The organism is Glycomyces sp. YM15 (assembly GCF_016918015.1).
Lineage (GTDB): Bacteria > Actinomycetota > Actinomycetes > Mycobacteriales > Micromonosporaceae > Glycomyces.
In genome coordinates this window covers 95,863-107,496 of sequence record NZ_JAERMK010000015.1, presented here as the reverse complement: position 1 = coordinate 107,496, position 11,634 = coordinate 95,863, and the positions used below count along the sequence as shown (strand labels likewise).

Annotated in this window: 11 protein-coding genes and 1 pseudogene; 9 read left to right on the top strand and 3 right to left on the bottom strand. The window is 69.9% G+C overall.

Annotated elements, in window-relative coordinates:
- The first annotated feature begins 33 nt into the window (after positions 1 to 33).
- Entirely contained in the window at positions 34 to 699 is a 666-nt protein-coding gene (gene nucS, locus JHY01_RS17110; protein ID WP_205326867.1) for an endonuclease NucS, read from the top strand.
- A 68-nt stretch (positions 700 to 767) separates the two neighbouring features.
- Here nucS and JHY01_RS17105 read toward each other — a convergent pair whose 3' ends face one another.
- Both JHY01_RS17105 and JHY01_RS17100 read right to left on the bottom strand, forming a co-directional pair.
- Complete coding sequence (locus JHY01_RS17105; protein ID WP_205326866.1) at positions 768 to 1,193, bottom strand: hypothetical protein; 426 nt, start codon at positions 1,191 to 1,193, stop codon at positions 768 to 770.
- Positions 1,194 to 1,380: 187 nt separating this feature from the next.
- Positions 1,381 to 3,471, bottom strand: a complete 2,091-nt coding sequence (locus JHY01_RS17100) for an alpha-galactosidase (protein ID WP_205326865.1) — start codon at positions 3,469 to 3,471, stop codon at positions 1,381 to 1,383.
- Between the two features lie 189 nt (positions 3,472 to 3,660).
- Here JHY01_RS17100 and JHY01_RS17095 point away from each other — a divergent pair, with 189 nt between their 5' ends.
- The 3 genes and pseudogenes from JHY01_RS17095 to JHY01_RS27800 form a co-directional block, all read left to right on the top strand.
- A complete protein-coding gene (locus JHY01_RS17095; RefSeq protein WP_205326864.1) occupies positions 3,661 to 4,749 on the top strand; it encodes a mannose-1-phosphate guanylyltransferase in 1,089 nt (362 codons plus the stop codon).
- Positions 4,750 to 4,757: 8 nt separating this feature from the next.
- On the top strand, positions 4,758 to 5,279 hold the full coding sequence (locus JHY01_RS17090; RefSeq protein ID WP_205326863.1) for a hypothetical protein: 522 nt from the start codon (positions 4,758 to 4,760) through the stop codon (positions 5,277 to 5,279).
- 328 nt (positions 5,280 to 5,607) lie between these two features.
- A pseudogene (locus JHY01_RS27800) lies at positions 5,608 to 5,859 on the top strand (WhiB family transcriptional regulator); the annotation flags it as partial.
- 324 nt (positions 5,860 to 6,183) lie between these two features.
- Here the strand turns inward: JHY01_RS27800 and JHY01_RS17080 are convergent.
- A complete protein-coding gene (locus JHY01_RS17080) occupies positions 6,184 to 6,615 on the bottom strand; it encodes a metallopeptidase family protein (protein WP_205326862.1) in 432 nt (143 codons plus the stop codon).
- 121 nt (positions 6,616 to 6,736) lie between these two features.
- Between JHY01_RS17080 and JHY01_RS17075 the strand changes: the two genes are divergently transcribed.
- The 5 genes from JHY01_RS17075 (at position 6,737) to manA (ending at position 11,558) form a co-directional block, all read left to right on the top strand.
- A complete protein-coding gene (locus tag JHY01_RS17075; protein ID WP_205326861.1) occupies positions 6,737 to 7,171 on the top strand; it encodes a DUF3499 domain-containing protein in 435 nt (144 codons plus the stop codon).
- Between the two features lie 145 nt (positions 7,172 to 7,316).
- Positions 7,317 to 8,696, top strand: a complete 1,380-nt coding sequence (locus JHY01_RS17070; RefSeq protein ID WP_205326860.1) for a phosphomannomutase/phosphoglucomutase — start codon at positions 7,317 to 7,319, stop codon at positions 8,694 to 8,696.
- Positions 8,697 to 8,699: 3 nt separating this feature from the next.
- Positions 8,700 to 8,873, top strand: a complete 174-nt coding sequence (locus JHY01_RS17065) for a Trm112 family protein (RefSeq protein WP_205326859.1) — start codon at positions 8,700 to 8,702, stop codon at positions 8,871 to 8,873.
- A 190-nt stretch (positions 8,874 to 9,063) separates the two neighbouring features.
- Positions 9,064 to 10,257 carry an SIS domain-containing protein gene (locus tag JHY01_RS17060; protein WP_205326858.1) on the top strand — a complete coding sequence of 398 codons (1,194 nt, stop codon included), beginning with the start codon at positions 9,064 to 9,066 and terminating at the stop codon, positions 10,255 to 10,257.
- Positions 10,258 to 10,409: 152 nt separating this feature from the next.
- The gene (gene manA, locus JHY01_RS17055) at positions 10,410 to 11,558 is read left to right on the top strand and encodes a mannose-6-phosphate isomerase, class I (protein ID WP_205326857.1); all 1,149 of its coding nucleotides are present in this window, start codon (positions 10,410 to 10,412) and stop codon (positions 11,556 to 11,558) included.
- The last annotated feature ends 76 nt before the right edge of the window (positions 11,559 to 11,634 follow it).

The window sequence follows — 11,634 nt, the reverse complement described above, 5'->3', positions numbered from 1 at the left end:
GTGCGTCGGGCCGTCACGGGTAGGGTGCTTGCCATGCGTTTGTTGGTGGCACGGTGCCAGGTTGATTACACGGGGCGGCTTTCGGCCCATTTGCCCATGGCGACCCGGCTGATCATATGGAAAGCGGACGGGAGCGTGCTGGTGCACGCCGACGGTGGGTCGTACAAGCCGCTCAACTGGATGACGCCGCCGTGCACGGTCGTCGAGGGGGCCACTGAGTGGACCGTGACCTCGAAGAAGACCGGCGACCAGTTGAAGATCACCATCGAAGAGGTCTTCCACGATTCGAGTCATGAACTCGGCGTCGACCCCGGGCTGCAGAAGGACGGCGTCGAGGCACACCTGCAGGAGCTGCTCGCCGCCGACACCGCGCCGCTCGGGAAGGGCTGGTCGCTGGTGCGCCGCGAGTACCCGACCGCGATCGGGCCGGTGGACCTCATGTGCCGCGACTCCGACGGGAAGCACGTCGCGGTCGAGATCAAGCGGCGAGGGGAGATCGACGGCGTCGAGCAGTTGACCAGGTACCTCGAGCTGCTGAACCGCGACCCGCTCCTCGCCCCGGTCGACGGCGTCTTCGCCGCCCAGGCCATCAAGCCCCAGGCCAGGGTCCTCGCCGAGGACCGCGGTATCCGCTGCGTCGTCCTCGACTACGACGACCTTCGCGGCGCGGTCGACGAGAGCCAGCCGCGGCTGTTCTGAGACGACGAGTAAGGGCCGCGACGACTCCTAGAACCAAGGAGTGCGTTGCGGCCCTTACTGTTTCAAAGCTACTCGGTGAGCTCGCCTTGGATGCGATCCCACTCGGCCTCGCAGTCCGCTTCGGTCAGGAGGCCTTCGCCGGTCTCGACGCACTCCTGGATCGATTCCTCCTTGATCGAGTCAGCCCCGTCCTTGAGCATGTCGACGACGATGATGTTCCAGATGATCGAGCCGGCGATCGCGAGCACGGCGAGGACCAGGCCGGTGCCGCCGGTGCCCTTGCCCTTGCCGCCGCGCGAGCCGGCCTTGGCGAGGGCGATGATGGCGAAGATCAGCGCGATGACGCCGATGATGATGCTCCCGACGTTGAGGAGCGGGATCCAGAAGCCGGCGATCGCGATGATGCCGAGGACGAGCGCGGTGACGCCGAAGCCGTTGCCCTGCTTGACGGGGGCGGGCTGCTGCATGGGGGCCGGGGCGGGCTGGTAAGCCACGGGGTAACTCCTATTGATGTCGATCGATCGGTTTGTTCGGGCGGAACAGCGTGGAGCCTAAGTCAATGGTGCAAATCGGCACCGGGTGCACAGCTCGCCCATTCCCGAGATACTGCTCACTTCAACCGATCGGACTAGGACAATCACCTACGGTGTGCGTCCAAATGGCAATAACTCGATGGAGTCGCTACTCGACTCTGCGCAGCCGCAGAATGGCCGAGTCCCAATCCGCGTTCGCCCAACGCAGTGGAAGACCGAGCACATTCAGTGTCGCTCCCCAATGGACATCGCCGGTGTCCTCGTCCAACCAGCGGGAGTCCGCCGCGATCCCCTCGGGGCGCAGCGGCGCGACCGGTCGGTTGCAGTGCCAGGGGGTCTTGAACGCCAGCACCGCGATCTGGTCGCCGCGCACGTACTGCACGCCGGTGAGCGGCGAGGTCTCCGGGTCGCCGAGCCGGTAATGCACGCCGTGCTGCACGACCGGGCGCAGCCGCTTGTAGTGCGCCACGTGCTCAGCGGCCTCCTCCAGCTCGGCCTCCGACCACTCTGTCAGGCTGCCGCCGACCGCGAGCACGCCCGCGCTGGCGACATGGAAGCGGAACCGCAGCGAAGTGGTGCGCTGATTGAACCCGCTGGGCTCGTCGGTGATCCACGTGTCCATGGCGCGCGCCGGGTAGGCCTGGCCGAAGCCGTACTGGATGTTGACGCGGTCGCCCGCGTCGGTGTTGTCCGAGGTCCACACCTGGTCGACGTAGCGGAGCATCCCGGGGTCGACGCGGCCGCCGCCGCCCGCGCAGCCCTCGATGCGCACGTTCGGGTGCTTGGCGCGCAGACGTTCCTTGATCGAGTAGACGGCTTCGACGTGCTCGAACCAGGCCCGGTCGGGGTCGGCCGAGTCGGGTCGGCCGACCTCGGTCCAGGGCCGGTTGTGGTCCCATTTGACGTAGTCGATGTCGTTGCCGCTCAGCAGTTCGTCGAGCCAGGCGAAGGCCCACGCGGCGACCTCGGGACGGCCGTAGTCGAGGACGAGCTGCTGGCGCCGTTCGGTGCGGTCGCGCCCGGCCTGGTGGAGGACCCAGTCGGGGTGGGCGCGGTAGAGGTCGGAGTCGGGGTTGACCATCTCGGGTTCGACCCAGATGCCGAACTTCATGCCGGTCTCGTGCACGGCGTCGATCAGGGGCCCGAGGCCTTCGGGGAACCGGTCGGGGTTGGGCCACCAGTCCCCGAGCCCGGCATTGTCGTTGACGCGCTTGCCGAACCAGCCGTCGTCGACGACGAACTGCTCGCAGCCGATGCGCGCGGCGAGCTTCACGAGCGGCAGCTGCTTCTCCTCGGCGACGTCGAAGAACACGGCCTCCCAGGAGTTGAACAGGACCGGCGCGTCTTCTTCGGGGGTGGGCATGACGTGGCGGCGCAGGTGCTCGTGCCAGGCGCGGGAGGCCCCACCGAAGCCTTCGGCGGTGAACAGCCCGGAGTAGACGGGGGTCGTCCAGGTCTCGCCTTCGCGGAGGGTCCAGCGCAGGCCTTCGTGTCCGGCGCCGCCGGTGATGGACACGCGCCCTTGGGCGGACCGGCGCAGCAGGACCCGCCACGAGCCCGACCACGCGAGGTTCGTGGAGTAGACGGTGCCGGCGGTCTCGGTGGCGGTGCCGTCGTCGACGGCGACCCAGGGGTTGGCCTGGTGGCTGGTGCCGCCGCGGCGCGAGCCGATCGCGGTCTCGCCCACGGGGAGCGGGACGCGCCGCAGCTGCCATTCGGCGGCCCATTCGCCGCTCAGGTGCGAGAGCCGGTAGTCGCCCCAGTGCGGGAGGGTCCACGCGGCGGAGTCGAAGCGGGACAATTCGACCGGCGACGCGGCCTCCAGCGAGGCCCAGCGGTCGAGCACGCCGGTGTCCCACAGCCGGTAATGCAGGGTGAGGGCCAGGTCCCGGTCGGTGAAGCGGATCGCCAAGTGGTCGCCGTCGGCAGCGCTCTCTTCAACGGTGTGGTCGGCGTAGTTCCAGGCGAAGCCCTTGGCACCGTCCGGGTGCCGCAGCTGGAGGGACGGGGTCGCGAACTGGGGCCCGAGTTCGCCGAGGAGTTCGGCGCCGGTGTGGACCCGGTCGTCCCACGAGTACGCCTCGCGCCACTCGACCGCGAGCGAGGCGATGGCCTCGTCAGGGACCGCGGGGCCCCAGTGCAGCTGCCGGGGCAGGCCGCCCTGCAGACCGACGACGTAGGAGAGGTCGGGCCCGGAGAGGTGCCAGGTGCGGGCGGCTTCGTCGAAGCGGATGGACATGCGTTACTCCTCAAGTTCACGATCGGCTCCAGTCTGCCCCGGGGATCGCTCTGGATAGAAACCGGTATCAGTCCTCGAGATGCACTTGAGTTGCCCCGTTCTTCACGCCAGCGCAACCGCCGCGTCACCCCGACGGGCCCGCCGCAGGTGGTGAACGGGCACGTGGGAGCGGCATGCAAGACTATTGGCATGCTTCACGCGGTGGTCCCCGCAGGCGGATCCGGAACTCGGCTCTGGCCCCTGTCTCGCGCGCAACGACCCAAGTTCCTGCTGCCGTTGACCGGCACGGATTCCTCATTGCTGCAGTCCACGGTCGAACGGGTCCGGCTGCTGTCCGAGCCCGACCACGTCTATGTCGTCACGGGCGCGGCGCATGCCGTCGACGTGGCCCGCCAGTTGCCCGAGATCCCCGGCGACAACATCCTCGTCGAGCCCTCGCCCCGCGACTCCGCGGCCGCGATCAGCCTCGCCGCGGCGGTCATCGCCGAGCGCGAGCCGACCGCGATCATGGGCTCCTTCGCCGCCGACCACCTGGTGCTGGACGGCGAGGCTTTCGCCAAGACCGTCCAGAAGGCCATGGAGCTGGCCTCTACGGGCCTGCTCATGACGATCGGCATCACCCCCACGGGCCCTGACACCGGCTTCGGCTACCTGCGGCTCGGACCGCCGGTCGGCCCCGGCTACCAGCTCGGCGCGTTCGTCGAGAAGCCCGACCAGGTCTCGGCGGTCGAGTACGTCTCGGCCGGGAACTACCTGTGGAACGCCGGCATGTTCGTCTGGCGCGTCGACGCCTATCTCGCCGAACTCAAGCGCCACCGCCCGGCCCTGCACGACGCGGTGCGCACCCTCGCCGCGGCCTGGGACTCCAACCGCCGCGAGGCCCTGTTCGCGCAGCTGTGGCCGACCCTCGAGAAGATCTCGATCGACTACGCCGTCATGGAGCCCGCCGCGGCCGCGGGCAAGGTCGGGGTCGTCCCCGGCGACTTCGAGTGGCACGACGTGGGCGACTACAACACCCTCGGCCAGGTGCTCAAGGCCAACGACAAGGTGGGCAACGTGATCGTCGAGCCGCGCGGCTCCGGCGAGACGCTGCTGACCGAGTCGAAGCGGAACGTGGTCGTCCCGGCCGCCGGACGGCTCGTGGCCACCGTCGGCGTGGACGACCTCATCATCGTCGACACTCCGGACGCCCTCCTGGTGTGCCCCAGGGACAGGGCCCAGGAGGTCAAGGGCCTGGTCGAGGAACTCAAGCAGGCCGATCGAACCGATCTGGTGTAATTGCGGCCATGAAGCTCGGGTCTCGTCAACGGTCGGTCCTCGCGGGCCTGCTGCTCGCCCTCGCGATCACGGTCATCGCGGTCGCCTTGTCCCAGTGGCTGTTCGGATTCGGTCTCGACCCGCGCGACGACACGCTCCGCCGCGCCGCGGGGATCGCCTTCACCGACGAGGCCCGGGGCACGCTCTTCTCGATCCTCCCGGTCGCCCTGCCTGCGCTTGCGGCGTTCCTGGCACCCGACACGCGACCCGGACGGGTGACAGTCCGCCTTACCCGTCTCGTTTGTGTCGCCTACCTCGTTATCGGTGTACTGCTGGCGCTGTCGGCAGCACGGTACGGATTCGACGATGCCAGGCAATTGGCTGAGGAAGGACAGGTCTTCATCGACACCCGCGCCGCCGTGGAGCGACTCCTGCTCGACACGGTGTGGTTGACACTGGCCGGCATCGGCCTCGTCTTCATGCGATGGAACGGAACTCGCGAGCGATCCTCCACTCCCGAACCTGTCAAGTTAAGTCCCCCACAAGCGTGAGTCTGAGGGGTCCTTCCATCATTCAGTTCACTGTGCGCTATCGTCTGATATCGAACCGTGACCGAATAGCGATGAGCACTCATCGTCCATAGCGACGAGTAATGGCGGTGCGGCCCCATCTACAGGCCGCCCGCGGGCACCGGGCTTCTTTAGAGGCACAACCATGTAGGACAGGCATCAGCGGACGACCGGCTCGCCCGCAGTAGGGCCGTACGCGTTTCAGGGGAGGGGACGCGTCCAGCCCGCCATCCGCATCCCGGTGCAGCGCAAGTGATTGCAAGGGGGGAGCACCGGTTCTGCCGGTGCGCGAACGAGGAGGCGGACGTATATGGACGGCCGTGACTACTTGGCCGACCTGTTGGGTAACGTTCCGGAGTGGCAGGCTCGCGCATTGTGCGCGCAGACCGATCCGGAGGCGTTCTTCCCCGAAAAAGGGGGCTCCACGCGGGATGCGAAACGCATCTGCGCGAGGTGCGAGGTCAAAGAGAACTGTCTGCAGTACGCACTCGACCACGATGAGCGCTTCGGCATCTGGGGCGGGCTCTCCGAACGGGAGCGCCGCAAGATCAAGCGCCAGGCGCGCGAGGCGGCACGGCGGCGCACGGAGCGCCTGCCGGTGGTGGTGTGTTTCCCGAGCCCGATGATCAACCCCGCGCTGACTTCAGAGGTCGTCTTCGCGGCGGAGCAGCGCCACGTCGAACCCGTCCTGGTCGGAGGCGGCATCGGCGGCCAAGTGGGCCTGCTGGAGGAGCTGGTCGGCGCCCGCCTGCCCGCTCCGCTCGGCGAACTCGCGGAGGAGCCGGTGGTGCAGGAGCGCATTCCGGTCGCCGCGTAGACGAGTGCATCCCTGCGAGCGAGCGGCGGGGGCGGGATATCGAAATCCCGCCCCTGCGCCGTCCCCGCCTCAGTACTCCAGGTCCTCGGGCGGGAGGTTCAGCAGGGACGCGAGTTGCTCGGCGAGCACCGACCGCACCAGCCCCTCCATCTCCGCCTTGCCCTCGGCCCGCAGCTCGATCGGCCTGCGGTACAGGACGATCCGCGGCGAGGCCGCGACCGTGCCCGGCTGGGCCGGGTACAGCTTCGAGAGCGGCACTCCGCGGTCCTCCACGATGTCGGCGTCGTAGTTCTGGGATTCCGGCGGCACTTCGTCGACGGCGAACTCGATGTGCCGAAGATCGGTGAACTTCGAGCCCAGGGACTCCGCGAGACGGCGCTCGATCTCGACCACCGAATCCATCACCAGCGCGTCGAACTGCTCGACGGGAGTGCGCCGCAGAGGCAGGGCGCGAGGCGCCAGCGGCCCCCGCATCCCCCGTCCGTGTCGATCTCTGCGCATGGGGAAACCATAGCGTTCGCGCCCGACGAATTCGGTCCCCACGATCGCGATCCGGACAATTCCGCATGGGACCACAGTTCAGCGCCGCTGACTTCGCCACCGCGAGTGGTAGTTTCGTGGGGTGAGGTCGGATCGGCGTTGCTCCCGGAACGGCTGCCGCCAGCCTGCGGTGGCCACTTTGACATATATCTACTCGGATTCGACGGCTGTGGTCGGCCCGCTCTCGACGACGCGGGAACCCCACAGCTATGACCTGTGTGATGCGCACGCCCGGCGCCTCACCGTGCCCCATGGTTGGGAACTGGTCCGCCATCAAGGCGATTACGCGGTGCCCATGCCCACCGACGACGACCTGGTCGCTTTGGCCAACGCCGTGCGGGAGGCCGCCGTGGGTGAAAGGCCCGAGCTCGACCCGCCCGAGGCGCCCCCGATGGCGGGGGGCCGCTACGACGAGTCCGATGCGTCTCCGCGCCAAGGGCTCCGCCCCGCCGCGCCCCAGATCGGTGCCCGGCGTCACCTCCGGGTGGTGTCCGGCGACGAGGACCTACAGCGCTAGTCTCGTCACGGGGCGGCCTCTAGCAACGGTGCTAATGTACGGCTCGCAAGCGTCGCCGAGGATGCTGATTCACGGCTCGCGAGCGTCGCCGAGAGTGCCAGACGGACCCCGACCGGACCCGCAACACCGGAAAGGCGGCAACTGAGTGGCTCCTGAACTCAGCGATTTCGTGAAGGCCTACGACGTGCGCGGACTCGTCGGTTCGCAACTCACCCCCGAGGTCATGGAGGCCATCGGCGCGGCGGCAGTGGCCGTCACCGGTGAGCAGACCTGGGCGGTCGGGCACGACATGCGCGACTCGGGCCCCGGCTTCGCCGCCGCCTTCGCGCGCGGCGCGACCCGGGCGGGCGCGAACGTCATCGAGGCCGGGCTCTGCTCGACCGACATGCTCTACTTCATCGCCGGCCGGCGGAACGTCGCCGGCGCGATGTTCACCGCCAGCCACAACCCGGCCGAGTACAACGGCCTGAAGATGTGCCTGCCCGCGGCCCGCCCGATCGGCCTCGACACCGGTCTGGCCGACATCCGCGACAAGGCCCAGGCGATCCTCGACGGCGAACCGGCACCCGAAGCCGACACTCCGGGGACGTCCACGAGCGAGGACTTCCTCGCCTCCTACGCCGCGTACATGCGCGAACTCGTGGACCTCTCCGCGATCCGCCCGCTGAAGATCGTGGTCGACGCGGGCAACGGCATGGGCGGCCACACCGTCCCCGCGGTTCTCGGCGACCAGCTCCTGCCCGGACTGCCGCTGGAGATCGACGAGCTCTACTTCGAACTCGACGGCACCTTCCCCAACCACGAGGCGAACCCGCTGGAGCCGGCGAACATCGTCGACCTCCAGGCCCGCGTCAGGGAGGTCGGTGCCGACCTCGGCCTGGCCTTCGACGGCGACGCGGACCGCTGCTTCGTCGTGGACGCCGACGGCGAGCCCGTCACCCCCTCCGCGATCACCGCGCTCATCGCCACCCGCGAACTCGCCAAGCACCCGGGTTCCGCGGTGTGCCACAACCTGATCACCTCGAAGGCCGTCCCCGAGATCATCGCCGAGCACGGCGGCCGCCCGCTGCGCACCCGCGTCGGCCACTCCTACATCAAGGCCGTCATGGCCGAGGAGGACGCGGTCTTCGGCGGCGAGCACTCCGGGCACTACTACTTCCGCGACTTCTGGTTCGCCGACACCGGAATGCTCGCCGCGATGCACGTATTGGCCGCGGTCGGCGAGAGCGAGCGCACCGCCAAGGAGCTCTCCGAGGCGTTCGTGCGCTACGTGCCCTCCGGCGAGATCAACTCGAAGGTCGACGACCCGCACGCGAAGATCGAAGAGGTCGCCGCGCAGTACGCTGCCCGCCAGGGGGTCACGACCGACCGCCTCGACGGCCTCACGATCACGCTCGAAGACGGCTCGTGGGCCAACCTGCGCCCGTCCAACACCGAACCGCTGCTGCGCCTCAACGCCGAGGGCCCCGACCAGGCGTCCATGGAGCTGCTGCGGGACGACATCCTCCGCACCGTAAGGAACTAGCCCATGCCCGCCACCGCGCCCAAGCCAGTGCTCCTCGAACTGCTGCGCTGCCCTGAGCCCCACCACGCCCCGCTCTCGTACGACCGGGAGGCGAACGCGCTCACCTGCTCGGAGTGCGCCAAGGTCTTCCGGGTCGAGGACGGCATCCCCGTGATGCTCCTCGACGGCCCGGAGTAGCCGCACCGCGGCGACGTCCGCGGGCCGCGATTCGGCAGCGCGGCAACGCCGGCGAACCGCCCAGAGGCCTTCCGGGCGTCGCTCGCGAGCCGTAGGTTTGCCCCCTCGGCGACGCCTGCGAGCCGTAGATTTGAACAGCCCGGCAATGAAGTGAACCGTCGAGGCCGCATCGGCCAAAGAGGAGTACAGCATGGGTCTTGAGGACGACGGCCTCGCCGGGATCACCGGCGATCGGCTCCCCGACGAGCGACGCATCGAAGGCGACCTGAGCGAGTCGATCCGGCCCGGCGGCGCCCTGTGGGCGCTCGCCTCGGCCGGACCGCAGCTCCGCGAGTCCGCGGCACTCGCCGCCGACGCCGGACTCACCGCGCTCGCCGAGGAGGGCCGCCCCCGGGCGGTCGTCGTCGCGGGCGTCGGCACCGCCGCGCGCACCGGCGACATCCTCGCGACCGTGGCCGGGCCCCGCTGCCCCGTCCCGATCCTCGGGCACCGCTCCGCCGGCGTCCCCGGCTGGGTCGGCGCGGCCGACGTCGTCATCGCCGTCTCGGCCTCGGGACGCAGCCCGGAGGCGCTCGCCGCCGCCGAGGCCGCCGCTCGGCGAGGCGCGCGCCTGGTCGCCATCGGCGCCCCGGACTCGGAGCTGCAGGCCCTCGCCGAACGCGCCCGCGCCTCGTTCGTGGCCGTCCCCCGACGCGCCCCCGCACGCCTGAGCCTGTGGGCGCTCACCGTCCCGGTCCTCATGGCCGCCAGGGAACTCGGGCTCGTGAACCTGGTGGAGGCCGACATCGCCGAGACCGCCCGGCGGCTCGACGAGGACGCCGAACGCTGCCGCCCCGACGCCGACGCGTACGTCAACCCGGCGAAGGAACTCGCCATGAACCTGGCCGGGTCGATTCCCGTGGTGTGGGGCTCGAGCCCGCTCGCCGGCGTGGCCGCCCGCCGCTTCGGCGACATGCTGGCCGCGAACTCCCGCTACCCGGTGGTCTCCGGTGAGCTCGGCGAGGTCGGGCGCGGCCGCGTCGGCCTCCTCGACGGCGTCTTCGGCTCGCTCGCGGAGGGCCAGACCGACATCTTCGCCGACCCCACCGACGACGAGCTGACCCGGCTGCGGATCGTGCTCATGCGCGACGACGGCCTCGACGGCGACGACACCGGCCCCAAACCGGACGTGCGCCGCGCCGACGCCATCGCCGACCTGGCCTCCCGCCGCGGCGTCCGCTGCGACGTGATCCCCGCCGAAGGCGGCTGCGCGCTCGAGCGGCTCGCCTCGCTCATCGCCGTCCCCGACTTCGCGTCGGTGTACCTGGCGCTCCTCCACGGCCTCGACCCGATGCGCGTCCCGGCCGTCTCCGAGATGAAGGACGCCACCCTCGGATCGGATTAACCGAATCGCAAGGACGGCAACGCTTTCAAGGCCGCGGACGGGATCGCCGTCCGCGGCCTTCCGCGTCCTGGACGCAGACGGGCCGGGGCCGCGAGCCGCGCGGGCCGAACCGTTAGAGTTGAGGCCTTCAACCCGAACAGTGAGGAGCGGCGGTGCAGGGGCTCTACGGTGTCATCCGCAACTACGCGTGGGGATCGCAAGTCGACATCGCCCAGTTGCAGGGCCGGGAGGTCCCCGCCGACCTCCCCGAAGCCGAGGAATGGCTCGGCGCCCACCACAGCGCCCCCTCGACCCTCCACGACGGCCGTCCCCTGGACGACGCCATCGCCTCGGCGCCCGCCGAGATGCTCGGCCGGCGCGTCCTCGACCGCTTCGGCCCGAAACTGCCGTTCCTGCTGAAGCTGCTCGCCGCCGGGAAGCCGCTGTCGCTCCAGGCGCACCCGAACCTGCGCCAGGCCAACTCGGGCCACCAGCGCGAGATGCGCATCGGCATCGACATGGCCTACCGCAACTACGTCGACGACAACCACAAGCCCGAACTCCTGGTGGCCCTCACCGAGTTCCGCGCGATGTGCGGCTTCCGCGACCCGCTCGCGGCCGCCGCCGACATCGAAGCGCTCGGCCTCTCCGAGCTCGAGACGCTGTGCGCCACGCTGCGCGACCCGAAGGCGGGCCTGCGCCGGGCCGTACCGGACCTGCTCGGCCTCGGCCGCGAGGAATGCCGCGGCATCATCGACGCCGCCGCGAAGGCGGCGTCCGAACTCGGGACCGCAGACGCGGCGGACCTGGTGAACCTGGCCCGCACCTACCCCGACGACCCGGGCGTCCTGGTGAGCCTGCTGCTCAACCACATCACGCTGCAGCCCGGTGAGGGCGTGTACATGCCCGCGGGGAACCTGCACGCGTATCTCAAGGGCTTCGGCGTGGAGATCATGGCCGCGAGCGACAACGTGCTCCGCGGCGGCCTGACGAACAAGCGCGTCGACGTGCCGGAACTGCTGCGGGTCTTGGACTTCAACGCGATCGACGAGCCGCGTGCGCTCATCGAGGACGCCGGGCCGGTGCGCTCGTGGCCGGTCCCCATCGAGGACTTCGCGCTGCGGCGCGTCGAGCTCACGGGCGAGCCGATCCGGATCGACATCGACGGCCCGCGCATCTGCCTGAGCACCGGCGGGAACGTCACCGTCGCCGACGATCAGGGCGAGGTCGCGCTGCACCCCGGCCGCGCGGCGTTCTCGGCGGGCACGGCCGGCCCGATCACTGCGAGCGGCGAGGGCGAGCTGTTCATCGCCAGCGCGTGACGCCCGCAAAGCGAGAGACCGGCCCGGACGTGCAACGTCCGGGCCGGTTTGCCATCTGCGCTCTGCCGTTGAACGA